The sequence below is a fragment of the Curtobacterium sp. VKM Ac-2861 genome (genome assembly GCF_013204965.1).
GTDB lineage: Bacteria > Actinomycetota > Actinomycetes > Actinomycetales > Microbacteriaceae > Curtobacterium.
Window position 1 is genome coordinate 571,177 of the sequence record NZ_JABMLA010000003.1, and the last position, 23,580, is coordinate 594,756.

Sequence of the window (23,580 nt, forward strand, 5' to 3'; positions counted from 1 at the left end):
ACGTGGACCTGGACGCCTACGCCGAGGTGCACCGCGACCGGTGGCAGGAGCTCGACCGCCTCGCGCGCGCCCGGCACACCACCGGTGCCGACGTCGACCAGCTCGTCTCCGGCTACCAGGCCGCCGCGACGGACCTCGCCCGCATCCGCGGCGCCGCACCCCGCACCGCGACCGGCGACCGGCTGTCCCTCACCCTGTACCGCGCCCGCCTGCGCTTCACCGGCACCCCGGTCGACCCGCTCACCGCGGTCGCCCTGTTCTTCACCCGGCAGCTGCCCGCGGCGCTGTACCGGATCCGCTGGGTGACGATCTGGGTGGCGCTGGCCACCGTCGCGATCGGCGCGATCGTGGCCGTCTGGATCACGACGACACCGGGGGCGACGGCGACCTTCGGCACGCCGGAGGCGCTCCGCCAGTACGCCACGCAGGACTTCGTCGACTACTACTCCGACCACGGTCTCGGCGCGTTCACGGCGCAGGTCTGGACGAACAACGCCTACATCGCGGCCACCATGGTCGCGTTCGGCATCACGGGCGTCTTCGTGCCGTTCTCGATCATGCAGAACGCCGTCGGGCTCGGGGTCTCCGCGGCGATCATGCACTCGCAGGGCCGTCTCGCCGACTTCTTCCTCTACATCGCCCCGCACGGCCAGCTCGAGCTGTACTCGGTCTTCCTCGCCGGCGGGGCGGGCCTGATGATCTTCTGGTCGTGGGTCGCTCCGGGGCCGCACCGGACCCGCGCGCAGGCCCTCGCCGAGGACGGCCGTGCCCTCATCACGATCGCGGTCGGCCTGACCCTGACGTTGCTGCTGTCCGGCCTGGTCGAGGGCATCGTCACCCGCCAGGACTGGCCGTGGCCGGTCAAGATCGGCATCGGGACGATCGCCCTCGCTGCGGTCCTGGCGTACCAGTGGGTGCTCGGCGGTCGCGCGTACCGGGCCGGGGAGCGCGGCGACCTCGACGAGTTCGAGCGCGGCACCTCCGCGCTGGTCGCCGGGTAGCGTCCGCCCGGTCTCAGAGCCGGCCGGTCGCCTTCGCGCGCAGGTAGGCGTCGGCCACGAGCGGTGGGACCTCCTCCGGTGCGCCACGGACGACCTCGGCGCCGCTCCGGCGTGCGACGTCGGCGACGCCGTCGGCATCGAGCAGGGTGCGTTCGGCGGCTGCCCGCCGGTACACGTCGCGCTCCGCGCCGGTGGGGAGGCCCGGCACGCGTCCGCCCCGCGCGGTGCGGATCGTCGTGGCCGGGTCCACCCCGCCGCGCGCGGTCCGCTGCACCGCCGGGTCCTCGATGCTCGTCACCACGACGGCGTGCCGCCGGGTGAGCCGGGGCAGCACCGCCAGCAGGTCGCCGGAGGCACCGACCGAGTCGAGGCTCGACGCCAGCACGACGAGCGCCCGTGAGGTCGTGATCGAGTCGACGAGCGCCGGCACGGCGGACCAGTCGGTCGCGGCGAGTCCGGGTTCCGCCATCGCGAGGGCCTCGCCGAAGCGCTGGACCACGTCGGTGCGGGTCGCCCCGTGCACACGGTCGTGGACGGTGTCGTCGAGGACCGCCAGGTCGACCCGGTCGCCGGCGGCCGCGGCCAGGGCGCCGAGGAGCAGTGCGGACTCGATGAAGGTGTCGAGGCGCGGTTCGTCCGCGACCCTGCCGGCCCCGGCGCGTCCGGCGTCGACGACGACCACGACCCGCCGGTCGCGCTCCGGGCGCCAGGTGCGGACCACGAGGTCCTGTCGTCGGGCGGTCGCTCGCCAGTCGATCGAGCGGACGTCGTCGCCCCGGACGTAGTCGCGCAGCGAGTCGAACTCGGTGCCGTGGCCGCGGAGTTGCAGGGTGGTCTCGCCGTCGAGTTCGCGCAACCGGGCCAGCCGTGACGGCAGGTGCCGTCGCGAGCGGAACGGCGGCGTGACGACGAGTTCGCCCGGTGCCGTGACGACCCGCTGGCGGGCGGCGAGACCGAGCGGACCGAACGCCCGGACCGCGACGCCGGCCGTGCGGCGTCGACCGCGGCGGAACGGGGTGAACCGCATGCGGGCGGTCCGTCGTTCGCCCGCGGGCACCGTCATCCGGACCCGGCGCGGCCGGTGTCCGGCCGAGGGCTCCCACATGTCGCGGACGATGCCCCGGAGCACCCGCCCGCCGTCGTTCGCGAGCACGAGCGTGCCGTCGGCGGTGCTGTCCCGGCGGGCCAGTCGTGGCATCCGCCGTTCGACTCGCACGCGTGCCAGGTCGGCGGCGAGCAGGACGTCGAGGGCCGCGGCGAGCAGCACGACGACGACCCACGCCAGGCCGGCCCACCCGCTGGCGAGCAGCACGGTGGGCACGACGGCGACGGCGAGCAGCGCGACGAACCGGCCGGAGACCGCCACTAGATCGGCACCCGCACCTGCTCGAGCACCTGCTGGAGCACCCCGTCGGCGCCGACGCCCTCGAGCTCGGCGTCGGCGGCGACCCGGAGCCGGTGGCGCCAGACCGGCAGGGCCATCGCCTGCACGTGGTCGGGCGTGATGGCGTCGTAGCCGGTGAGCCACGCCCAGGCCTTCGCGGCGGCGAGCAGGGCCGTCGCACCGCGCGGGCTGACCCCGACGCGGACGGACGGAGCCTGACGGGTGGCACGGGCGAGGTCGACGATGTACGCCAGCACGTCGTCACGGGCACCGACGGCCCGGACGGCGCGCTGCGCGGCGAGGACCTCGTCGACGCCGACCACCGGGGTGATGCCCGCCGACCGGACGTCCCGCGGCACGAAGCCGTCGGCGTGCCGACGGAGGACCTGCCACTCGACGTCGCGCGGCGGGATGTCGAGCGTCAGCTTCACCAGGAAGCGGTCGAGCTGCGCCTCGGGGAGCGTGTACGTGCCCTCGAACTCGATCGGGTTCATGGTCGCGGCGACGAAGAACGGGTCGGGCAGCAGCCGGGCGTCGCCGTCGACACTGACCTGGCGTTCCTCCATCGCCTCGAGCAGGGCGGACTGGGTCTTCGGGGGTGTGCGGTTCACCTCGTCGGCGAGCAGCACGTTCGTGAAGACGGGGCCCTCGCGGAACGGGAACGTGCCGGTGGAGGCGTCGTACACGAGCGAACCGGTCACGTCGCCGGGCATCAGGTCCGGCGTGAACTGGATCCGCTTCGTGTCGAGGGACATCGCGGCGGCCAGGCTGCGGACGAGCAGGGTCTTGGCGACGCCGGGCACGCCCTCGAGCAGCACGTGCCCCTGCGCCAGGAGTCCGACGATCATGCCGGACACCGCGCCCTCCTGCCCGACGACGGCCTTGGCGACCTCGGCCCGGACCCGCCCGAAGGCGTCGCGGAGCCCGGGGTCGTGCTGGTTCCGGTCGTGCGGGGCGCGGTCGCCCGGTGCGGGGACGTGCTGGTCGGGGGCAGCTGGCAGGTCGGTCACGGTCGTGCTCCTGGTCGGTCGTGGTCGGTGCTGGGACGGTCGCCCGAGGTGGATCGTCGGACGGCCCGTTCGAGGTCGTCGAGTGCCCTCGTGCCGTCGACGAGGGCGCGGTCGTCGGAGGTCGGACCGCCGACGAGGACGGCGCCGACGCGGTCGTGCGGGATGCCGATGGCGCGGGCCGCTGCGCGGACGACGTCGTCGACGTGCGCGGACCGGGGGAGTCCGAGCAGCCGACCGATCCGGCGCACCGCGGCGACGCGGAGGGTGTCCAGGGCGTGCGTGCGGTCGTGGGTGCGGGCGTACATCCGGGCCCGGCCCTCGGTGGTCTCGGCGGCGCGGACCACGACGGGCATCCGCTCGACGACGAGCGGCCCGAGACGTCGGCCCCGCCACACCGCGGCGGCGACGGCCACCAGGGCGAGCAGCGCGAGGCCGCTCGGCACCCACGGCGGCGCGAGCTCGCCGAGGGTCGGGGCGGCGTCGGGCGCGCCGACGGTCGGCGTGTACCAGGTGAGGCGGTCGTCCGAGCCGAGCAGCCCGAGGGCGAGCGCGGCGTTCCCGGCGGTCGTGATCGTGTCGTTGCGGAACGCCGAGGTGGTGCCGACGAGGGTGACGTCGCCGCCGGGCGTCACCGTGCGGACGAGTTCCCAGGCTCGGTCGTCGCCGCTGCCGGACGGCGCGCAGCGGTCCGCGTCGGGGTCGTCGACCGTGTAGCCGTACCCGGCGGTGGACACCCGCGCAGCCGACGCCGCGGCCGGGATCGAACAGGACGCGGTGGACACGGTGTCGTCGCCCTCGGGCGCGGTGGCCGTGGTGACGTCGAGGCCGAACGACGCGAACGGCGTCGAGTCGACGCCCACCAGCACCACGTGGTCGGCGGTCCGGGCGATGCGCTCGGCGACGCCTGGGTCGAGGACGCCGTCGGAGTCGTCGACGAACACCGTGCCACCGTCGATCCCGTCGGCACGGTCGGTCACCCGGACGGATGTGCCACGCTGCTCCAGGACACGGACCAGCGCCGCAGATCCGCTCGCGGTGGTCGAGGTGGGGTCGAGCGGCCGGCGGTCCGGTCCCTCGGCGCCCTGCACCACGGCGGTGAGCACGGCGAGCACGAGCCCGACGAGCACGATCGCGACCCAGAAGCCGACCCGGAGTCGGCGGCCCTCTGGCTGGTCCGGCGACGGCGCACCCGTGCGCGGCGCGGCGGCGGTGGCAGCGCTGGCGGTCATGCCGGTACCACCGGCCCCGAGGACCTGGCCGGACGAGCCTGGCGCACGGCACGCTCGGTGTCGAGGACCCGGCGAGCGGTGGCCTCGTCGGCGTCGAGCCCGAGGTAGCGGACGGCGTCGAAGGCCGTCGCGGCGTCGTCGAGCGCCGGGGCCTCGGCGGGGAAGGGCACGGCTGCGCGGGCGGCGATGGTGCGTGCGGTGGCCCCGGGGACGTCCGGGACCAGGTCGCGCTCGCCGAGGCCGCGGGCGGTCGCCCGGAAGCCGTCGAGGACCGCGGCCGACCAGTCGCCCCGGCGGATCGCGGACTGTGCGGCGTCGAGCAGTTCGCGGGCGGAGCGCAGGTCGTCGTCGTCGAACACCCCGCCGGCGTCGTCTGCGCCGCTGCGTGCACGACGTCGGGGGAGCCCGCGGGCCACGACGACGAGCACGACGACGGCGACGAGCACCACGATCGCGATCACCAGGGCCGTGCGGGCCGCGACGGGGGAGTCGAGTCCGTCGGCGCGGAGCGACCCGAGCCAGTCGAGGAACGTCCGTGACGCCCGGTCCCACCACGTCACGTGCGCGCCGTCGTACGCGGGCCGGTCGAGTTCGCGTTCGAGCAGACGGCGGGCCTCGTCGGGGTCGACCGCGGTCATGCGGTCCCGTCCGGCGGGCGGTGCTGCCCCTGCTGCGGCGGGTGTTGCGGCCACGGTTGCTGCTGTCCGGTCCAGGGCTGCTGCGCCTGCTGCTGTCCGGGCCACGCCTGCGGGGGCTGCCCGGGCCACTGCTGCGGCTGCTGCTGCGCCCACGGCTGCTGCTGCCCGGCCCACTGCTGCGGCGGCCACGGCGGTCGGGCGACCGGTGCGGACGGTGCGAACGGGTCGGCCGGCTGCCCGGTGTCGAGGTGCGAGGCGATGCGCTGGTCGAGGGCCTCGGTCCGGATCCGCCGGTCGATGGTCAGGAAGGTGACGACCGCCGCGCTCAGCACGTCGGTGACGCACTGCACCGCGATCGCGAGCAGGCTGCCGATGACGATCAGGACGAGGGCGCCCGCACCGATGCCCGAGGACGCGTCGGTCTGCCCGAGCGGGTCGAACACCCCGCCGACGAGCACGGCCCCGATGGTGAGCGGCGCCGTGGCGATCGAGGCCGCGACGCCGAACATCACCTGCACGAGCAGCAGGATGCCGAAGGTCCGCCAGAACGCCCCGCGGGTCAGCCGCCACGACTGCGCGGCGGCGGCGAAGACCGGTCGGCCCTCGAGCGCGATGGTCGGCACGGTGAAGGCGAAGCGGATGCCGAGCCAGGTCAGGACCACGCCGAGGCCGAGGACCATCACGAAGACCGCCAGCACGAACCACCCGGCGCTGGCGTCCCCAGCCCCGAGCGCCGCGAAGAACGCGACGAAGACCACCACGACGATGATCCCGACGACGAGTCCCGCGCCGATCTGCACGAACATCCACCCGACGACCGGCCACCGCCGCCCGGCGAGCAACGCCCAGAGACCCCGGAAGGTCGCGCGACGGCCGAGCACCCGCTGGCCGGTGTCCGCGGCGACCGGTGCCACCAGGAAGCCGCGACCGAGGTACGCCAGGAACGGCAGGCCGATCGTCAGCAGGATCCACAGCGTCACCGAGCCCGCGACGATCGTGTCGCCACCACCGCTGCCGTCGAACGCCGTCATCATCCGCGACTGCAGCGCCTGCTGGCCGAACGTGCTGACGAGCGTGGAGAGCAGCCCGAGCACGCCGCTGAGCAGCACGCTCCAGAGCAGCAGGACGCGGGCGTTCCGGCGGAAGACCGTGAAGGCGCCGCCGAGCACGTCACCGAACCCGAGCGGGCGCAGGGGGATCACCGGACGCGAGCCGGACGGCGGACGACCGCCAGGGGGTCGACCCGGCCCCGGGGCGGGCGGCGGCGGCGCGGAGAAGCGGGGCGGGCCTCCCGGCTGTCCCTGCCACGCGCCCTGCTGCCCGGCACCCTGCTGCCCGGCACCCTGCTGCCCGGCCCCCTGCTGACCACCGCCAGGCGTCTGCCAATCGGACATGACCTCGGCCCCCTTCGTCGTGTCGGTCCGCGCTGCGACGCGCGGTCCACCTCCATCCTGGCGGAAAACGCCGCGTGACGGGGCCTCGGCTATCGTGTGGGGACACGTGCCGACCCGGCACCACCCGCACGCCACACGGAGTCCACATCACATGACACCGCGCATCCTCGTCGTCGACGACGACCAGGCCCTCGCCGAGATGATCGGCATCGTCCTCCGCTCGGAGGGCTACGAACCCGAGTTCAGCGCCGACGGCAACGACGCCGTCGACGCGTTCCACAGCACGAAGCCGGACCTCGTCCTGCTCGACGTGATGCTCCCGGGCATCGACGGCATCGAGGTCTGCAAGCGCATCCGTGCCGAGAGCGGCACGCCGATCATCATGCTCACCGCCAAGAGCGACACCGCCGACGTCGTCCTCGGCCTCGAGAACGGTGCCGACGACTACGTCGTCAAGCCGTTCAACCCGAAGGAGCTCGTCGCCCGCATCCGCACGCGGCTGCGGCCGAGCGCCACCGACGCTACGGTGCTGCACGTCGGTGACGTGACGGTCGACGTCGCCGGGCACGAGGTCCGCCGCGGTGACACCGTCATCGCGCTCACCCCGCTCGAGTTCGACCTGCTCCGCGCGCTCGCCGAGAAGCCGAACCAGGTCTTCACCCGCGAGATGCTGCTCGAGCAGGTCTGGGGCTACCACTACAAGGCCGACACCCGCCTGGTGAACGTGCACGTCCAGCGCCTGCGCGCGAAGATCGAGCACGACCCGGACAACCCGAAGACCGTCACCACGGTCCGCGGCGTCGGGTACCGGGCCGGAGGAGCCTGACCACCGTGCCGCCCGCCCCGCCCGCCGGCACCGCTCCCGGCACGGCAGCCGGTGTCGCCCCCGGCACGGCCACCGTGTCGATCGGGGTGGTCGGCCGTGGCCGACGACGGATGCGCCGCTGGGTCCGCCGTGGCTGGCGGCCCGTCGCGTACGTGTGGCGTCGGTCCCTGATGTTCCGCTCGGTCGCCATCACCGTGATGACGACCGGACTGGCGGTCGGGATCATCGGCACCGCCGTCATGGTGAGCATCTCGACGAACGTCTACTCGCAGCGCCGCGACCAGATCGAGTCCGAGTCGGCCCGCGCGACCATCGTCGCGCAGGGGATCTTCGACGCCGCCACCGCGGCCGAGGACAACAACCAGTCCGAGCTCGAGACGCTGCAGAACGAGGCGCAGCAGGCGATCCTGTCGAACACGACGAGCCCCGGCGGCACGAGCATCGCGATCGAGCGGAGCCCGGACCAGTCCACCCCGCAGACGCTGCAGACCATCGCGAGCCAGGACTTCCCGGACGCCGTCATCACGGACGCCCTGCGCAAGGAGGTCGGCGCGAACACCGGCAAGCTCAGCCTGCAGCCGGTGCAGCTCGACGACGACGGCCGCCGCGTGCCCGGGCTGGCCGTCGGCTCGACGCTGCAGATCCCGAGCGCCGGCCAGTACGAGCTGTACCTGGTCTACGACCTGTCCGATGCGCAGCAGACCCTGGACTTCGTGTCGCAGACGCTCTCGATCGGCGGCGTCGCGCTCATGGTGCTCATCGCCCTGGTGACGTCGCTCGTCGTCCGGCTGGTCGTCGTCCCGATCCGCGAGGCAGCGGAGACGAGCCGCAAGATCGCCGCCGGACGCCTCGACGAACGCATCCCGGTGCGCGGCCAGGACGACCTGGCGACCCTCGCGCGGAGCTTCAACGGCATGGCCGAGGCCGTCAGCCGGCAGATCACCCAGCTCGCCGAGCTCTCCCGCGTGCAGCAGCGCTTCGTGTCGGACGTGTCCCACGAGCTGCGCACGCCGCTCACCACCATCCGGCTCGCCGGCGACATGCTCTTCGACTCCCGGCACGCGTTCGAGCCCTCGGTCGGGCGATCGGCCGAGCTCCTGCACGCCCAGGTGGAGCGGTTCGAGCTGCTGCTCGCCGACCTGCTCGAGATCTCCCGCTACGACGCCCAGGCCGTGCAGCTCGACACCGAGCCGTCGGTGCCGGCGGCGCTCGCCGCGGACATCGTCGAGGAGTTCCGCCCCCTGGCCGAACGCGCCGGCATCGACCTGCAGCTCGCGACCCCCGGCGGCCACACCACGATGCGGCTCGACGCCAAGCGCGTCCGCCGCATCCTGCGCAACCTGGTCGGCAACGCGATCGAGCACGGTGACGCCAAGCCCGTCCAGGTCGTCGTCGACAGCGATGCCCGCACGGTCGCCATCGCGGTGCGCGACCAGGGCGTCGGCATGCCGCCGGAGGACGCAGCACGGGTGTTCGACCGGTTCTGGCGCGCCGACCCGAGCCGCAAGCGCACCATCGGCGGCACCGGCCTGGGTCTCGCGATCAGCCTGGGCGACGCGAAGCTGCACGGCGGTCGGATCGACGTGTGGTCCCGCCCCGGTCAGGGGTCGACCTTCGTGCTGACGCTGCCCCGCAACGAACAGGTCACCGCCGCGACGTCGGCGATCCCGCTGCCCGAGCTCGACGAGTCGTACGACGGCCCCCGCGCCGTGCGAGAGGAGTCCTGATGCGCCCCCGTCTCCGTCCCCGCTTCCGGCACGTCGTCGCCGCGGCGATGGCGGCCGTCAGCGTGCTGGCGCTCACCGCCTGCGCCGCCATCCCCGTCGACGGCGCCGTCCGCACCGGTCAGACGATCAAGGACGAGTCGCTGTCCGGCGTCGACTTCCGGCCGGACAAGCCGATCACCGGCTCCGACCAGACGGCGATCCTGCGCGGGTTCATCGCGGCGGCCACCGGTGCACAGGACAACTACGCCATCGCCCGGCAGTTCCTCGCCTCGGACTTCTCGCAGCAGTGGAACCCGCGGCAGGGCGTCACGATCCGCGACGGCAGCGGCACCGTCGAGCGCGCCGACGACCGCGAGCTGACGTACACGCTCACCGCGAGCGCGACGGTGGACTCCGAGGGGGAGTACACCCAGGCGGTCCGCCCGACCTCGTCCACCCTGACGTTCCAGTTCACCCGCGAGGACGGCGAGTGGCGCATCGCCTACGCCCCGGACGGCATCATCCTGTCCCCGGTGAGCTTCGACTCCGTCTTCCAGCAGCACGCCCTGTACTTCTACGACCCGACGTTCCGGTTCCTCGTGCCCGACGAGCGCTGGTTCCTCGCCCGCTCGTCCACCAGCACCCGCATCGCCAGCGCCCTGATGGCCGGTCCCGCCGACTGGCTGAAGGGCGCCGTCGTCTCGTCGTTCCCCGAGGGCACCCAGCTCTCCCTGAACGCGGTCACCATCGACAGCGGCACGGCACTCGTCGACCTGTCCAGCGACGCCCTGCGGGCCAGCACCGTCGACCGCGTCCGGATGCGCGAGCAGCTGAGCAAGTCGCTCGCCTCGGTCGCCACGATCTCGTCGGTGTCGATGACCATCGAGGGCGCGAGCCTGTCCGTCCCGGACTCGAGCGGGGCGAACGCGCAGCAGAACCCGGACGTCGACCCCCGCCCCCTCGTCGACGAGGACGGTGTGGTCGGCTACGCGGCCACGGGCACCGGCAAGGTCTCGAAGCTCGGCGGCGGCGTCGGCGACACCGTGGCCGGCCTCGACCCGACCTCGATCTCGCTGTCCGCCTCCGGCACCACGGCCGCCGTCGGCAACCGCGACGGTGCCGTCGTCGTCCGCGGCGACGACCACCTGCGCGTCGACGCCCGCGAGGACCTCGTCGCCCCCGCGATCGACGACCTCGGGTTCGTGTGGGTCGGCCAGTCGTCGGACACCCGCCGGATCACCGCCTACGGCCTCGGCGGCGACCCGCACCAGGTCGCGACGTCGTTGCCGCGCGGCGACCTCGTGTCGTTCCAGGTGTCCCGCGACTCGACCCGGGCACTCGCCCTGATCCAGACCGCCGACGGCCCCGGCCTGTACGTGATGGCGATCATCCGCGGGTCCGACCGGTCCCCGACGTCGTTCGGCGCAGCCGTCCGGGTGCAGGCGGCCACCGGCGACGCCGTCGGGGCGACGTGGGTGAACGACACCGACGTGGCCTCGGTCGGGCAGACCACGGCCGGGCCGAACGTCGTCCGGACCACCATCGGCGGGCAGTCGAGCACCCTGCCGAAGCCGGACGGGCGCGCGACCTCGATCAGCGGTGGGAGCGGTGGTGCGCTGCTGCTCCGGATGTCGAGCGGGTCGGTGCTGCAGTCCACCGGCGGCGGTTGGGACACCACCGGCGTGACCGCGGACGTGCTCGGCGTCCAGCGCTGACGTCGCGGTCACCCCTGCACACCCACCCCGGCCGGGAGGCCCGTCCACCGTCCGCCCCGTCGGTCCACGACCGCCGTCCGGTCGCCACCACACTCGTCGCATGCGCACCGAGGACCCGCCCACCGAGGACCGGTCCACCGCGGACCCGCTCACCCCGTGGCGCGACGCGGCGCTCGCGGTGCTCGGCCTGTTCCTGCCGGTGGACTGCCTGGGCTGCGGACGCCCCGACCGTGCGCTCTGCCGGGCCTGCCGCGCCGCCCTGGCCGCGCGCCCGCGCCGGGTCCGACTCGTCGCGGGCGTGCGGCTCGACGCCGCCTTCGAGTACGAGGGACTCGTCCGGACCCTGCTGCTCGAGCTGAAGCTCCGCGGTCGGGTGGACGTCGCACGACCGCTCGGCGCTCGCTTCGGCTCGCTCGTGCGTGCCGCGCTCGCCGAGGCACCCGTCGGCACCGTCGTGCTGCGGGTCCCGCCGTCGCGGGCGGGGGCACGGCGTCGGGGGTTCGACCCCGTGGTGCTGCTGCTCGCCCGCGGCGGCGTCCGTGGCACCGGGCGGCTCCGACGGGTGCGGGGCCGGGGTGGACCGGCGAGCGGGGGGCCGGGCCAGAAGGAACGGACGGCGATCGAGCGGGTCGCCGCGACCGTCGGGACGCTGCGGGCGTGCGGGGTCGACGGGCGGGACGTGGTGCTCGTGGACGACGTCGTGACGACCGGCGTCACGATGGCCGAGGGGGTGCGGGCGGTCCGCGCCGCGGGCGGCCGGGTCGTCCGGTGCGTGGCCGTCGCGAGCGTCGAGGACTGACGGCTCGGTGAACACCGGGTGACCGCTGTGCGTCCGGTGGGTGTCCGGCAGACTCGCCGACGCACCGTGACGCGGGACCTGCGGCGGGTCTAGCCTCGCGGCAAGGCGTTCGGGTTCGCCGGATGGAGGCGACGCGCCGAAGCTCGATGGGAGCCGCGACATGGACGTGACGATCACAGGCCGGAACGTCGGGGTCACCGACCGATTCCGCACCTACGTCGAACAGAAGTCCGAGAAGATCGACGTGCTCGCTGACCGTGCGCTCGCCTTCGAGGTGCGCATCAGCCGCCACCACGAGAAGTCGGGCGGCAGCCAGGGCGAGGACCGCATCGAGCTGACGCTCATCGGTCCCGGGCCCCTCGTGCGGGCGGAGTCCGCGGCGTCCGACAAGTACGCCGCCTTCGACCTCGCCTTCGCCCGCATCATGGAACGGCTGCGTCGTGCTCGTGACCGGCGCAAGGTGCACCGCGGTCGTCACCGCCCGACCTCGGTGGCCGAGGCCGCAGGCAGTGGCTTCGACGGCATGGGGGTGGTCCCCGCTGACGGCCGCCTCATCGAGGACGTCGCCACCGGCGCGGTCACGGTCGTCGACGCCGACGCACCGGAGGACGAGGACGACGAGGTCTACAGCCCCGTGGTCATCCGGCACAAGGTCTTCGAGGCCGCCCCGATGACCGTCGACGACGCCCTGTACTTCATGGAGCTCGTCGGACACGACTTCTACCTGTTCGTGGACGCCGAGACCCACCGCCCGAGCGTCGTCTACCGACGCAAGGGCTGGGACTACGGCGTGATCGGCATCGACGACCAGACCGGTGCCGCGGCATCGGTGGACGCCGAGCCGGCCGCCGCGCTCGCCTGACGCGATCGCTGCGGACACCGTCCGACCCGTGTGTGCGCGGTCCGTTCGCGGGCCGCGCACACCGCTGCCCCCACACCGACGCCCCTCACAGCGCACGGCACCGGGGGGTTGCTAGCATGACTGGTCGATCGGGCGCGCAGGTCGCGCACGACGACCCCGTAAGGAGCTCACGTGGCAAACGTGCTGGAGAAGGTCCTCCGCATCGGCGAAGGACGCACCGTCCGCCGGCTGAAGGCGTACGCCTCGGCGATCAACGACCTCGAGGACGACTTCTCGAGCCTCACCGACGAGGAACTCCAGGACGAGACGAAGGAGCTGCGCGAGCGGTACGCCAACGGCGAGACCCTCGACGACCTGCTCCCCGAGGCGTTCGCGGCCGTGCGGGAAGCAGCGAAGCGCACCCTCGGCATGCGGCACTTCGACGTACAGCTCATGGGCGGGGCGGCCCTGCACCTCGGCAACATCGCCGAGATGAAGACCGGTGAGGGCAAGACCCTCGTCGCGACGACGGCGGCCTACCTCAACGCGATTCCGTCGCGCGGCGTCCACGTCATCACGGTCAACGACTACCTGGCGTCGTACCAGTCCGAGATCATGGGTCGCGTCTTCCGCGCCCTCGGCATGACGACCGGCTGCATCATCGCCAACCAGACGCCGGCCGAGCGCCGCGAGCAGTACGCCGCGGACATCACCTACGGCACGAACAACGAGTTCGGCTTCGACTACCTGCGCGACAACATGGCGTGGCAGGCCTCCGACATGGTGCAGCGCGGCCACTTCTTCGCCGTCGTCGACGAGGTCGACTCGATCCTCATCGACGAGGCCCGCACGCCGCTCATCATCTCCGGCCCGTCCTCGGGCGAGGCCAACCGGTGGTTCACGGAGTTCGCCTCGATCGCCAAGCGCCTGACCCCGGGCGAGGACTACGAGGTCGACGAGAAGAAGCGCACCGTCGGCGTGCTCGAGCCCGGCATCGAGAAGGTCGAGGACTACCTCGGCATCGACAACCTGTACGAGTCGGCGAACACCCCGCTCATCTCGTTCCTCAACAACTCCATCAAGGCCGTCGCCCTGTTCAAGCGCGACAAGGACTACGTCGTGATGAACGGCGAGGTGCTCATCGTCGACGAGCACACCGGCCGCATCCTGATGGGCCGTCGCTACAACGAGGGCATCCACCAGGCGATCGAGGCGAAGGAGAACGTCGAGGTCAAGGCGGAGAACCAGACCCTCGCCACGGTCACGCTGCAGAACTACTTCCGGCTGTACCAGAAGCTCTCCGGCATGACCGGTACCGCCGAGACCGAAGCGGCCGAGTTCATGTCGACCTACAAGCTCGGCGTGGTCCCGATCCCGACGAACAAGCCGATGCAGCGCATCGACCAGACCGACCTGGTCTACAAGAACGAGAAGTCCAAGTTCGAGCAGGTCGCCGAGGACATCGCCGAGCGCCACGAGCAGGGCCAGCCCGTCCTCGTCGGCACCACGAGCGTCGAGAAGTCCGAGTACCTGTCGAAGCTCCTCGCCAAGAAGGGCGTGAAGCACGAGGTCCTCAACGCGAAGAACCACGCGCGTGAAGCCGCGATCGTCGCCCAGGCCGGTCGCCTCGGCGCCGTCACCGTCGCGACGAACATGGCCGGCCGAGGCACCGACATCATGCTCGGCGGCAACTCCGAGTTCCTGGCGGTGCAGGAGATGCACGCCAAGGGCCTGTCGCCGACCGAGACCCCCGACGAGTACGAAGCCGAGTGGGACGAGGTCTTCGCCCGCGTCAAGGCCGAGGTCGAGGTCGAGGGCGACAAGGTCCGCGAGGCCGGTGGGCTCTACGTCCTCGGCACCGAGCGCCACGAGTCGCGCCGCATCGACAACCAGCTGCGCGGTCGTTCCGGTCGTCAGGGTGACCCGGGCGAGAGCCGCTTCTACCTGTCGCTCACCGACGACCTCATGCGCCTGTTCAACTCCGGTGCCGCCGAGAGCCTCATGGGCCGCTCGAACGTGCCGGACGACCTGGCGATCGAGAACAAGCTCGTCGGCCGCGCGATCCGTTCCGCCCAGGCGCAGGTCGAGGGCCGGAACGCCGAGATCCGCAAGAACGTCCTGAAGTACGACGACGTCCTGAACCGGCAGCGCGAGGCGATCTACAGCGACCGCCGCCACATCCTCGAGGGCGACGACCTGCACGACCGCGCGCAGTCGTTCCTCAAGGCCGTCATCGACGACGTGATCGACACCCACACCGGCGAGGGCTCGCCGGACGACTGGGACCTCGACGCCATGTGGACCGAGCTCGGCACGCTCTACCCGATCTCGATCTCGATCGACGAGGTCATCACCGAGGCCGGCTCGAAGGGCAAGGCATCGCGTGACTTCCTCGGCCGCGAGATCCTCTCCGACGCCAAGCTGGCGTACTCCACGCGTGAGGAGCTCCTCGGCGACGAGGCGATGCGCGAGCTCGAGCGTCGTGTCGTCCTGTCGGTGATCGACCGCCGCTGGCGCGACCACCTGTACGAGATGGACTACCTCAAGGACGGCATCGGCCTCCGCGCGATGGCGCAGCGTGACCCGCTCGTCGAGTACCAGCGTGAGGGCTACGCGCTGTTCCAGACGATGATGGGCCAGATCCGCGAAGAGTCGGTCGGCTACCTGTTCAACCTCGAGGTCCAGGTGCAGTCCGACGGCGAGAACGCCGTCATCGAGGCCAAGGGTCTCGGCGAGGACGAGGTCTCCGGCCTCGAGTACTCGGCACCGTCGATCGACGGCGAGGTCGAGGTGCGCGACGAGAAGGGCCGCCTCGAGCAGGCCGCCACGGCGCGTGCGCAGCAGGCCCAGGCCGAGGCCGAGGCAGCTGCCGAGCCCGAGCAGGGCTCCGCGTTCGGCAACGCAGCCACGGCCTCCGGCCAGGCTGCCGCGGCCGGCAACCGTGCCGAGCGTCGTCAGGCGTCGAAGAAGTAGTCCGCGTGCGCGCGAGCGCATCGTGAGCAGCAATGGTCGGGTCCCGCGTCGGGACCCGACCATTGCTGCTCACCAAGCGCACCGACCGGCGGACGGGAGGCCCGTGGCGACACCGCCACGGGCCTCCCGTCCGCGTCAGGCACCTACAGGACGCCGATCGCGGTCGCCCGCCACCTCCCGTCCCGCGTCTCCAACCGCATCGCCACGGCGCGTGCATGACTGCGCGTGTGCACGACGACGGTCGCCTCGGCGACGCCGTCCGCCGGTCGGCAGACGAGCACGCTGCCGACCCGCAGCACCGCTCGGCTCCGAGACCGTCGGCGCACCGAGCGGGCGTGCGCGGCCACGGCTGCACGTTGCTGCAGGTGTCGGTGCACGTCGTCGGTGATCCAGCGGGCGATGCTGTCGACCTCGCGGGCCCCGGTCAGGACTTCGGCGACGCACAGTCCCAGGGCGCGTGCGGTGTCCGCCGGGTCCGGTGGGCCGCTCGCCGGCTCCTCGACCGGTTGCGGTACGACGATCGTCAGTGGCGGCGAGTGTGCCGTCGTCGTCGTGTGGTCGATCCGGCGTGCCTGCTCCGCCACCCCTGCCCCTTCCGTTGCTGGAGCGAGCGTATGGGGCGTGCAACATGAGAAATACAAAGCTGCTGGGCCTGTGGAGAGCACGACGTTGTCCACATGTCGGCGCACCTAGACTGGCTGGGTGTCGACCCTCAGTGACCTCGTCCTCGCGCAAGGCCGTTCCTCCGAAGCCGACGTGGAGTGGCTCCACCTGCTCGTGGGGGACTGGCAGCTCCTCGCCGACCTGTCCTTCGCCGACATGGTGCTGTGGGTGCCGACTGCCGAGGACGGCTCGTTCGTCGCCGTGGCACACGCCCGACCGAGCTCCGCCGCCACATTGTTCTACCGCGACATCGTCGGGCAGGAGATCCGCGAGGAGTGGCGCGGTCAGGTGACCGAGAGCTTCGCCGGCGCCCGCGTCGTCGACTCCGCCGAGCCCGACTGGTACGAGGACACCCCCACCCGGGTCCGTGCGATCCCGGTGCTGCGACGCCTCAGCGCCAAGAGTGCAGAGACCACCGAGCGTCCGATCGCCGTCGTCACGCGGCACTCCAACCAGGACGAGATGCGGACGCCGAGCCGTCAGGAACTGAACTTCACCGCGAGTGCGAACGACCTGTTCGGCATGATCGCGACGGGCGACTTCCCGGACCTCGGCGCACCGGCCGGTCCGCGCCGCGGCGCCCCGCGCGCCAGTGACGGTCTGCTGCGCCTCGACACCGCCGGCATCGTGACGTTCGCCAGCCCGAACGGCCTGAGCGCCTTCAACCGGATGGGCTTCGAGGGGGAGCTCGAACGGAAGTCCCTCGCCGAGGTCACCACCGAGCTCATCGGCGCGCAGCTCGACGTCGACGAGTCACTGCCCCTCGTGGTCACCGGTCGCGCCCCGTGGCGGGCCGACATCGAGTCGAAGGGCGTGACGGTGTCGCTGCGGTCGATCCCGCTCCGCGACCACGGCGACCGCATCGGAGCGATCGTGCTCTGCCGCGACGTGTCCGAGCTCCGGCACCAGGAGCGCGAGCTCATCACCAAGGACGCGACGATCCGCGAGATCCACCACCGCGTCAAGAACAACCTGCAGACGGTGGCGTCGTTGCTCCGCATCCAGGCTCGTCGGACGCACTCCGACGAGGCACGCACGTCGCTGCAGAACGCGATGCGCCGCGTTGCAGCCATCGCAGTCGTGCACGACACGCTGTCGAGCGGCCTGAGCCAGACGGTCGACTTCGACGACGTCTTCGACTCGGTGCTCAAGCTCGTCACCGAGGTCGCCGCGTCGCACAACACGACCGTGCACCCGAAGAAGACCGGCGAGTTCGGGGTGCTGCCGTCCGAGGCTGCCACGCCGCTCGCACTCGGACTCACCGAGCTCGTCACGAACGCCGTCGAGCACGGGCTGGACGGCCGCGACGGTGAGGTCGAGATCGTCGCCCGCCGGTTCGACGACCACCTGGAGATCGAGGTCCGTGACAACGGCGTGGGTCTGCCCGAGGGGAAGGTCGGGTCGGGCCTCGGCACCCAGATCGTCCGCACGCTCATCCAGGGTGAACTTGGCGGCACGATCGACTGGCACACCCTGACCGGCAGCGGCACCGAGGTGACGATCACCATCCCGTTCCGCTGGCTGACCGCTCCCGCCTAGCCCGCGCGCTGCGCCGCGCCGCGCCCGCGGGAGTCGCGCGTCGGGTCCGCGCCCGCTCGCGAGGTTCCGAGATCTGCGCATCTCGGCGCGCGATCGCGCGTGTTGCGGAACCGCCGTGATCAACGCGCGGCGTGTTGTGGAACCCGGGCGGCTGCCGGACGGGAGGCCCGTGGGCGCGTTGCCACGGGCCTCCCGTCCGTCGTTCGGTCGCGTCTCGGGCCGCGCCGAGGTTCCGAGATCTGCGCATCTCGGCGTGCGATCGCGCGTGTTGTGGAACCTCGACGGTCGGTGCGCGGCATGTTGTGGAACCCCGAGGACCAGCGCACGGCGTGCCGCCCCGCCCCCGCCCCCCGCCCCGCGCCCCGCGCCCCGCGCGCACGACGACGCCCGCCGCCCCTGAAGGGACGACGGGCGTCGGTGTGTCCTGCGGGAACCGACCCGGGTCAGGAAGCGCGGCGGGCGCGAGCGGCGCGGCGCTTCAGCGCACGACGCTCGTCCTCGCTGAGGCCACCCCAGACACCGGAGTCCTGGTTGTTCTCGAGTGCGTACTGCAGGCACATCTCGGTGACCGTGCAGCGCGCACAGACCGACTTGGCCTTCTCGATCTGATCGACGGCGGGCCCGGTGTTCCCGACGGGGAAGAAGAGCTCGGGGTCCGCGGTGAGGCAAGCTGCCTTGTCACGCCAGTCCATGTGTGGTGCTCCTTGATGTCGATGCTCGAACGGCAGGCCGGGGCCGGGGTTCGGGGGATCGGAACGCTGACCATGCATGAGGCATGAGGGGACAACTGTGGGGAGGAGTCCGCTGGAAGCGAGTCTGACGCCCGCGTGACGCTCGGGGGAGGAGCGACGAACCACGGGAGACGCACACCACATCGTGCCGTCCAAACGACCTCGAATATCGTTCCATACTGGTAGGGGCAAATCAAGGGTTCCGATGCTGGAGGATCACTGTGCACGATGACGACCCGACCGCGGTCGACCGTCCTGAGCGACGCTCACGCGCGCTGATCGGCCTGCTGGTGGTGGTCGGCCTCGAGTTCGCGGCGCTCGTCGTGGTCACGGTCGTCCTGGTCGTCGAGCTGATCGTCGCGCCGGCGTCGAGCCTGGCGTCCGGGATCGCCCTGACGATCCTGTCGGCCGTCGCGGCGCTCTGGCTCGGTGCGCTCCTGAACGGCCTGTGGAAGCGTCGTGCCTGGGTGCGGTCGGGGATCATCGTCTGGCAGGTCCTGCAGGGTGCGATCGCGATCGGCGCGTTCCAGGGCGTCTTCCGTGAGCCGGCGGTCGGCTGGGTCCTGCTGATCCCCGCCCTGCTCGGCATCACGTTCGTGCTGTCGCGGTCGGTGACGGCCGCGCTCGCGCGTCCCGTGGAGTAGACGAGACCGACAGACGGACGGGAGGCGCGGTGCCAGCTGGCACCGCGCCTCCCGTCTCGCTGTGGTCCGGTCCTCAGACCAGGCCGAGCTTCTTCCGCAGGCTCGCCACGTGTCCGGTCGCCTTGACGTTGTAGAGCGGCAGCTGCACGCTGCCGTCCTCGTCGACCACGATCGTGGAGCGGATCGTGCCGGTCACGATCTTGCCGTAGTTGTTCTTCTCGCCCCACGCGGCGTAGGCCTTGTGCACCGCCAGGTCGGGGTCGCTCAGCAGCGGGAACGTGAGTGCCTGCTCGTGCTGGAAGGTCTTGAGCTTCGCCTGCTCGTCCTTCGAGACGCCGAGGACCTCGTAGCCGGCTGCCTGCAGCGACGACATGTTGTCGCGGAAGTCGCAGGCCTCGGTGGTGCACCCCGGGGTGGACGCGGCCGGGTAGAAGTACACGATGACCTTCTTGCCCCGCAGTGCGGCGAGCGAGTGTTCGACGCCGTCCTGGTCCGGCAGCGTGAAGTCGGGGGCGGTGTCGCCGGCGGCGAGACGGTCGGTCATGGTGCTCCTGTTCGCTTGGTGCCCACGAGTGGTCGTGAGCGCGCAGAACCCATGCTATTGTTGATTCCCGTTGCGGCACGGAAGCCGGAACATGCACCTCTAGCTCAATTGGCAGAGCAACTGACTCTTAATCAGTGGGTTCTCGGTTCAAGTCCGAGGGGGTGCACCACAACCACGAAGGCCCCGACTCATCGAGTCGGGGCCTTCGTGCGTTCCGGGGGTGTGCACGCGTTCCGAGCGGGACACGCCCGAGGTGCTTCCGGCGGTCGGATTCAGTCGGCGGCGACGTCGACGATCCGTTCCGGGCCGACGACGAGGTCGACGGCGCCGGCGGAGGCCGCTGCGAGGTCGGCGGTCAGGGTCCCGAGCGCGTCGGCGGGCACCCAGACCTCGAACGTCGCCGCACGTCCGTAGGCCGTCGCACCGAGGGTCGCGTGGTGGTGCCGGACCCAGTCGCGCAGGACGTTGTCGAGCCGGCCGGCCTCGGCGTGCGGGGCGTCGAAGTGCACCTGCGTGAGCGCCTCGCGTCGGACGAGCGCGGCGGTGTCGAGGGCCTCCGAGACCGAGGTCGAGTAGGCGCGGACGAGTCCGCCGGCGCCGAGCTTCACGCCGCCGAAGTAGCGCGTCACGACGGCGACCAGGTCGGTGAGTTCGCGGCGGCGGAGCACCTCGAGCATCGGCACGCCCGCCGTACCCGACGGTTCTCCGTCGTCCGACGACCGGGCCTGGTCGCCGAGCGTGCCGGTGACCATCGCGGTGCAGTTGTGCCGGGCGTCCCAGCGGCGGCGTTTCACCTCGGCGATGACCCGCTCGGCGTCTGCCACGTCCGATACGGGGGCGACCGTGGTGATGAACCGCGACTTCGTGATGACGATCTCGTGCTCGACCAGGTCGGCGATCGTCGCGGGGAAGCTGCGGGCCATGCCCACGAGGCTAACGGCGTGCACGGTGTCCGCCGCGCTACGATGTCGTGCACGCACGGCTGGGGAGGAGTCCGACATGGAGACCGGTGATCCGAGGGGCGGGGTCCTGGACGCCGCCGAACTCGCACGGCGCATCAACCTGCTGCTCGACTTCGAGGAGTCCCAGCGTGGTGCCCCGGTGCCGTTCGCCTCGATCGAGGAGTACGTCGCCGCCCACGGCGGTTCGCTCTCGCGGGCGAAGTGGACCTACATGCTCTCCGGCGACGGCCGACGCAACCGCGACACCGAGCTCCTCCGGCTCCTCGCCGGGTACTTCGAGGTCGACGAGCGCTTCCTGCTCGAGGACAGCGACGTCCCCGAGCGCATCGGCGCCCAGCTCGCCCTCGTCCGCTCCCTGCGTTCCGCCCGCGTGAGCGGGTTCGCTGCACGCACCTTCCCCGGCGAGCTCTCACCCGAGGCGCTGCGGCGCATCGCCGAGGTGCTCGAGGAGGAATCACAGCGCGGGAGCGTGGCGTGACCGACCCGCTGCTCGAGTCCTTCTGGGCACGCGGTGCGGTCGAGGGGTGGTCCGACGTCGACCAGGCCGTCGCAGCCGCAGCCGTCGTCGTGGACAAGCCCATCGTCGTCCGCGAAGAGGCGTTCCTGGCGACGGAACCCGTGTGCGGCTTCGTCGCGACGCTCGAGCACGCCCACCTGATCATGATCTCGCCGACCGCGTCGCCGACCTTCCGGGCGTTCGTCATCGGCCACGAGCTCGGCCACGTCCTGCACCGGCACCAGGAGCACGCGCCCCAGTCGGCCTACATCCGCGACGTCATCCCGGACCTGCCCGAGTACAAGGTCGAGCGGGCGCTGGCGCGGGGGATGTTCTCGAACGCGTACGAACACGAGGCCGAGGTCTTCGCCGACGCACTCGCGACGCTCATCCGGCGACACCGCGGCCGCCCGAGCGCCTTCCGCGGGGTCTTCGGGTGATCGTCGCCGTCGTCCAGGCGGTGCTGCTCATCGCCGGGACGATCGCGCTCTTCGTCCTGCAACGCGGGCAGGACCGCACCCTGGCGGTGACCTTCCTGCTGTTCGCCGGCACCATCGTCACGAACGTCGACCCGCTGTACCGGTGGCTCGACCCACTGCTCGGTGGCTTCAACGTGGTCACCGTGGTCAGCGACTGCCTGATGGTCGCCGGCACGAGCACGCTGCTCTGGGGCGTGGCGAAGGCGGTCGGGGCAGCCCGGCCGTGGCTCCGGAACGCGATCGTGGCGTCGTGCGCCGCGGTGGTGGTCGTGGTGGTCGTCGCCTTCTCGGTGCTGGACAAGCCCGCCACCACGACGACGTTCATGCTCGACGCCGGGTCGCACCCGGCCGCGACCGTCTACTCGATCGCGCAGACGGTGTACCTCGGGGTGGCGCTCGGCGCGACGGGCCTCATCTGCGTCCTCCGCCTGCGCGAGGCCCGGACGACGACGGACCTGGTCGGGCTGTGGGTCCTGGTGCTCGGCGGCGTGCTGGGGGTCGTCCGGATGGTCGTCGTCGTGGTCATGGACCTGGCGCACGTCACGGGGGACCTCGACCGGATGCGCTCCCTCGCGCTGCCGTACGACGTCACGACGCCCGGCGCCGTGATCTGCGTCTCGACGGGGATGCTGCTGCTCGTCGTCGGACACCGGGTCTCGCGACGTCGACACACCCGGCGGGTCGACGCGGCGCTGCGGCGTCTCGCGCCGCTGCACGAGCGGATCGGTGCCGACAACGCCTACCCGTCGACCGAGGACCCCGCGACGCGGTTGAGCCGCGCGATCGTCGAGGTCAACGACGGGCTCCGGCGGACGCGTACGCCGTTGACCGATGCCGAGCGAGCCGTCCTCGCCGAGGCCGAGTCGGCGCTCGACTCCGCGTAGCCCGAAGGGGTGACTCGACGGTCTCCCGACGCCCGTGTAGGGTTTGTAGCAAGTGCTACAGATCCTGTGGCTCGTCGGTGGGACTCGGCCGCGTTAGGGGCGGCCGAGCACCACCGACACTCGTTGTCTAGACTCGGACGGTGCTCGTCTTCGCCGCAGTCGTCCTGTTCATCGGTGCCGTCTTCAACGTCGTCACCTGGCCGCGCTTCTTCCAGCGCGTCGCGAAGGACACCCGCGCGCGGGACGCCGCGGGCAAGCCGACGACGTTCTACACGGTGCACCTCGTGCTGCTGCTCATCGCGCTCGCGATCGCCGTGGCCGCGGTCGTCGCCGGGGTCCTGCTGCTGGTCTGAGCCATTCGCCGATCGCCGATCGCCGTCGGGCGTCGCTTCAGCGCTGCTTCAGGGCGGCACGGCAGGATCGTCGCCATGCGTGTCCTGGTGGTCGATGACGAGGTGCGGCTCGCCGACGGCGTCCGTCGCGGCCTCGAGGCCGAGGGGTGGGCGGTCGACGTCGCCCACGACGGCGTCGACGGCCTGTGGCACGCCCGCGAGTTCCGCTACGACGCGATCGTCCTCGACCTGATGATGCCGGGGATGAGCGGATGGGCGGTCTGCGCCCAGCTCCGGGCCGACCAGGACTGGACGCCGGTGCTCATGCTCACCGCCAAGGACGGCGAGTGGGACCAGGTCGAGGCCCTCGACGCCGGCGCCGACGACTACGTCACGAAGCCCTTCTCGCACCCGGTCCTCGTCGCCCGGCTGCGCGCGCTCGTCCGCCGCGGTGCTCGGGAACGCCCGGCGGTGCTGACCCTCGGCGACCTGGTCGTCGACCCGGCCGCACGGACGGTGACGCGTGCCGGGACCCCGGTCGACCTGACGAGCCGGGAGTTCGCGGTGCTCGAGTACCTCGCGCGGCGCTCCGGGCAGGTGTGCTCGAAGCGCGAGGTGATCGAGAACGTCTGGGACGTCGACTTCGAGGGCGACCCGAACATCGTCGAGGTGTACGTCGGGCACCTCCGGCGCAAGCTCGACCGGCCGTTCGGACGGACGTCACTCGAGACCGTCCGCGGTGCGGGCTACCGACTGGCGGCCGACGGTGGCTGACCGGGGGACGGGGCGC

At 72.0% G+C, this 23,580-nt stretch carries 23 protein-coding genes and 1 tRNA gene; 15 read left to right on the forward strand and 9 right to left on the reverse strand.

The window, feature by feature from the left end:
* Positions 1-2: 2 nt before the first annotated feature.
* Positions 3-1,001: a stage II sporulation protein M gene (locus tag HQQ88_RS10715; RefSeq protein ID WP_111085975.1), complete on the forward strand. Its 999-nt coding sequence runs from the start codon at positions 3-5 to the stop codon at positions 999-1,001.
* Between the two features lie 13 nt (positions 1,002-1,014).
* On the opposite strand, the gene HQQ88_RS10720 is transcribed toward HQQ88_RS10715, so the two are convergent.
* Genes HQQ88_RS10720 through HQQ88_RS10740 form a run of 5 tightly spaced genes read right to left on the reverse strand, consistent with a single transcriptional unit; the run spans position 1,015 to position 6,656 of the window.
* Complete coding sequence (locus HQQ88_RS10720; protein ID WP_173169416.1) at positions 1,015-2,367, reverse strand: DUF58 domain-containing protein; 1,353 nt, start codon at positions 2,365-2,367, stop codon at positions 1,015-1,017.
* Entirely contained in the window at positions 2,367-3,395 is a 1,029-nt protein-coding gene (locus HQQ88_RS10725; RefSeq protein ID WP_131845592.1) for a MoxR family ATPase, read from the reverse strand. Before HQQ88_RS10725 ends, HQQ88_RS10720 begins: the two co-directional genes overlap by 1 nt.
* On the reverse strand, positions 3,392-4,624 hold the full coding sequence (locus HQQ88_RS10730) for a DUF4350 domain-containing protein (protein ID WP_173169417.1): 1,233 nt from the start codon (positions 4,622-4,624) through the stop codon (positions 3,392-3,394). The genes HQQ88_RS10725 and HQQ88_RS10730 overlap by 4 nt, the downstream gene beginning before the upstream one ends.
* Positions 4,621-5,262, reverse strand: coding sequence for a DUF4129 domain-containing protein (locus HQQ88_RS10735; RefSeq protein ID WP_173169418.1), 642 nt, complete (start codon positions 5,260-5,262; stop codon positions 4,621-4,623). The genes HQQ88_RS10730 and HQQ88_RS10735 overlap by 4 nt, the downstream gene beginning before the upstream one ends.
* Positions 5,259-6,656, reverse strand: a complete 1,398-nt coding sequence (locus HQQ88_RS10740; RefSeq protein WP_173169419.1) for a glycerophosphoryl diester phosphodiesterase membrane domain-containing protein — start codon at positions 6,654-6,656, stop codon at positions 5,259-5,261. The genes HQQ88_RS10735 and HQQ88_RS10740 overlap by 4 nt, the downstream gene beginning before the upstream one ends.
* Before the next feature lie 151 nt (positions 6,657-6,807).
* Between HQQ88_RS10740 and mtrA the strand changes: the two genes are divergently transcribed.
* The 6 genes from mtrA (at position 6,808) to secA (ending at position 15,516) form a co-directional block, all read left to right on the forward strand.
* Entirely contained in the window at positions 6,808-7,482 is a 675-nt protein-coding gene (gene mtrA / locus HQQ88_RS10745) for an MtrAB system response regulator MtrA (protein ID WP_123292246.1), read from the forward strand.
* Between the two features lie 5 nt (positions 7,483-7,487).
* Positions 7,488-9,209: an MtrAB system histidine kinase MtrB gene (gene mtrB / locus HQQ88_RS10750; RefSeq protein WP_367917007.1), complete on the forward strand. Its 1,722-nt coding sequence runs from the start codon at positions 7,488-7,490 to the stop codon at positions 9,207-9,209.
* On the forward strand, positions 9,209-10,903 hold the full coding sequence (locus tag HQQ88_RS10755; protein WP_173169420.1) for a GerMN domain-containing protein: 1,695 nt from the start codon (positions 9,209-9,211) through the stop codon (positions 10,901-10,903). The genes mtrB and HQQ88_RS10755 overlap by 1 nt, the downstream gene beginning before the upstream one ends.
* A 100-nt stretch (positions 10,904-11,003) precedes the next feature.
* A complete protein-coding gene (locus HQQ88_RS10760) occupies positions 11,004-11,702 on the forward strand; it encodes a phosphoribosyltransferase family protein (protein WP_173169421.1) in 699 nt (232 codons plus the stop codon).
* Positions 11,703-11,862: 160 nt separating this feature from the next.
* On the forward strand, positions 11,863-12,564 hold the full coding sequence (gene raiA, locus HQQ88_RS10765; RefSeq protein WP_123292249.1) for a ribosome-associated translation inhibitor RaiA: 702 nt from the start codon (positions 11,863-11,865) through the stop codon (positions 12,562-12,564).
* Between the two features lie 171 nt (positions 12,565-12,735).
* Positions 12,736-15,516, forward strand: a complete 2,781-nt coding sequence (gene secA / locus HQQ88_RS10770; RefSeq protein WP_123938737.1) for a preprotein translocase subunit SecA — start codon at positions 12,736-12,738, stop codon at positions 15,514-15,516.
* A 143-nt stretch (positions 15,517-15,659) separates the two neighbouring features.
* Here secA and HQQ88_RS10775 read toward each other — a convergent pair whose 3' ends face one another.
* Positions 15,660-16,100: an Rv3235 family protein gene (locus tag HQQ88_RS10775; RefSeq protein WP_173169422.1), complete on the reverse strand. Its 441-nt coding sequence runs from the start codon at positions 16,098-16,100 to the stop codon at positions 15,660-15,662.
* 118 nt (positions 16,101-16,218) lie between these two features.
* On the opposite strand from HQQ88_RS10775, the gene HQQ88_RS10780 reads away from it, so the two are divergent.
* Positions 16,219-17,718, forward strand: a complete 1,500-nt coding sequence (locus tag HQQ88_RS10780) for a sensor histidine kinase (RefSeq protein ID WP_111085963.1) — start codon at positions 16,219-16,221, stop codon at positions 17,716-17,718.
* A gap of 443 nt (positions 17,719-18,161) precedes the next feature.
* Here the strand turns inward: HQQ88_RS10780 and HQQ88_RS10785 are convergent, their stop codons facing one another.
* On the reverse strand, positions 18,162-18,410 hold the full coding sequence (locus HQQ88_RS10785) for a WhiB family transcriptional regulator (RefSeq protein WP_017888820.1): 249 nt from the start codon (positions 18,408-18,410) through the stop codon (positions 18,162-18,164).
* Positions 18,411-18,670: 260 nt separating this feature from the next.
* On the opposite strand from HQQ88_RS10785, the gene HQQ88_RS10790 reads away from it, so the two are divergent.
* Positions 18,671-19,093: a hypothetical protein gene (locus tag HQQ88_RS10790; RefSeq protein ID WP_111085962.1), complete on the forward strand. Its 423-nt coding sequence runs from the start codon at positions 18,671-18,673 to the stop codon at positions 19,091-19,093.
* Between the two features lie 73 nt (positions 19,094-19,166).
* Here the strand turns inward: HQQ88_RS10790 and bcp are convergent, their stop codons facing one another.
* Complete coding sequence (bcp, locus tag HQQ88_RS10795) at positions 19,167-19,637, reverse strand: thioredoxin-dependent thiol peroxidase (RefSeq protein WP_123672221.1); 471 nt, start codon at positions 19,635-19,637, stop codon at positions 19,167-19,169.
* A gap of 93 nt (positions 19,638-19,730) precedes the next feature.
* Between bcp and HQQ88_RS10800 the strand changes: the two genes are divergently transcribed.
* Positions 19,731-19,806, forward strand: a tRNA-Lys gene (locus tag HQQ88_RS10800).
* 103 nt (positions 19,807-19,909) lie between these two features.
* Here HQQ88_RS10800 and HQQ88_RS10805 read toward each other — a convergent pair.
* Positions 19,910-20,566, reverse strand: coding sequence for a YigZ family protein (locus tag HQQ88_RS10805; protein ID WP_173169463.1), 657 nt, complete (start codon positions 20,564-20,566; stop codon positions 19,910-19,912).
* A 70-nt stretch (positions 20,567-20,636) separates the two neighbouring features.
* On the opposite strand from HQQ88_RS10805, the gene HQQ88_RS10810 reads away from it, so the two are divergent.
* The 5 genes from HQQ88_RS10810 (at position 20,637) to HQQ88_RS10830 (ending at position 23,564) form a co-directional block, all read left to right on the forward strand.
* A complete protein-coding gene (locus HQQ88_RS10810) occupies positions 20,637-21,077 on the forward strand; it encodes a hypothetical protein (protein WP_123292254.1) in 441 nt (146 codons plus the stop codon).
* Positions 21,074-21,535, forward strand: coding sequence for an ImmA/IrrE family metallo-endopeptidase (locus HQQ88_RS19525; RefSeq protein WP_111085958.1), 462 nt, complete (start codon positions 21,074-21,076; stop codon positions 21,533-21,535). Before HQQ88_RS10810 ends, HQQ88_RS19525 begins: the two co-directional genes overlap by 4 nt.
* The gene (locus HQQ88_RS10820; protein ID WP_132100139.1) at positions 21,532-22,458 is read left to right on the forward strand and encodes a hypothetical protein; all 927 of its coding nucleotides are present in this window, start codon (positions 21,532-21,534) and stop codon (positions 22,456-22,458) included. The genes HQQ88_RS19525 and HQQ88_RS10820 overlap by 4 nt, the downstream gene beginning before the upstream one ends.
* Before the next feature lie 140 nt (positions 22,459-22,598).
* Entirely contained in the window at positions 22,599-22,811 is a 213-nt protein-coding gene (locus tag HQQ88_RS10825; RefSeq protein WP_123938741.1) for an SCO4848 family membrane protein, read from the forward strand.
* A gap of 75 nt (positions 22,812-22,886) precedes the next feature.
* The gene (locus HQQ88_RS10830) at positions 22,887-23,564 is read left to right on the forward strand and encodes a response regulator transcription factor (RefSeq protein ID WP_173169423.1); all 678 of its coding nucleotides are present in this window, start codon (positions 22,887-22,889) and stop codon (positions 23,562-23,564) included.
* The last annotated feature ends 16 nt before the right edge of the window (positions 23,565-23,580 follow it).

Coding starts and splice junctions, on each gene's coding strand:
- HQQ88_RS10730 (WP_173169417.1), bottom strand. CDS start 4,624: ATGACCGCCAGCGCTGCCACCGCCGCCGCGCCGCGCACGGGTGCGCCG.
- HQQ88_RS10735 (WP_173169418.1), bottom strand. CDS start 5,262: ATGACCGCGGTCGACCCCGACGAGGCCCGCCGTCTGCTCGAACGCGAA.
- HQQ88_RS10740 (WP_173169419.1), bottom strand. CDS start 6,656: ATGTCCGATTGGCAGACGCCTGGCGGTGGTCAGCAGGGGGCCGGGCAG.
- mtrA (WP_123292246.1), top strand. CDS start 6,808: ATGACACCGCGCATCCTCGTCGTCGACGACGACCAGGCCCTCGCCGAG.
- HQQ88_RS10755 (WP_173169420.1), top strand. CDS start 9,209: ATGCGCCCCCGTCTCCGTCCCCGCTTCCGGCACGTCGTCGCCGCGGCG.
- HQQ88_RS10760 (WP_173169421.1), top strand. CDS start 11,004: ATGCGCACCGAGGACCCGCCCACCGAGGACCGGTCCACCGCGGACCCG.
- raiA (WP_123292249.1), top strand. CDS start 11,863: ATGGACGTGACGATCACAGGCCGGAACGTCGGGGTCACCGACCGATTC.
- HQQ88_RS10785 (WP_017888820.1), bottom strand. CDS start 18,410: ATGGACTGGCGTGACAAGGCAGCTTGCCTCACCGCGGACCCCGAGCTC.
- bcp (WP_123672221.1), bottom strand. CDS start 19,637: ATGACCGACCGTCTCGCCGCCGGCGACACCGCCCCCGACTTCACGCTG.
- HQQ88_RS10810 (WP_123292254.1), top strand. CDS start 20,637: ATGGAGACCGGTGATCCGAGGGGCGGGGTCCTGGACGCCGCCGAACTC.
- HQQ88_RS10830 (WP_173169423.1), top strand. CDS start 22,887: ATGCGTGTCCTGGTGGTCGATGACGAGGTGCGGCTCGCCGACGGCGTC.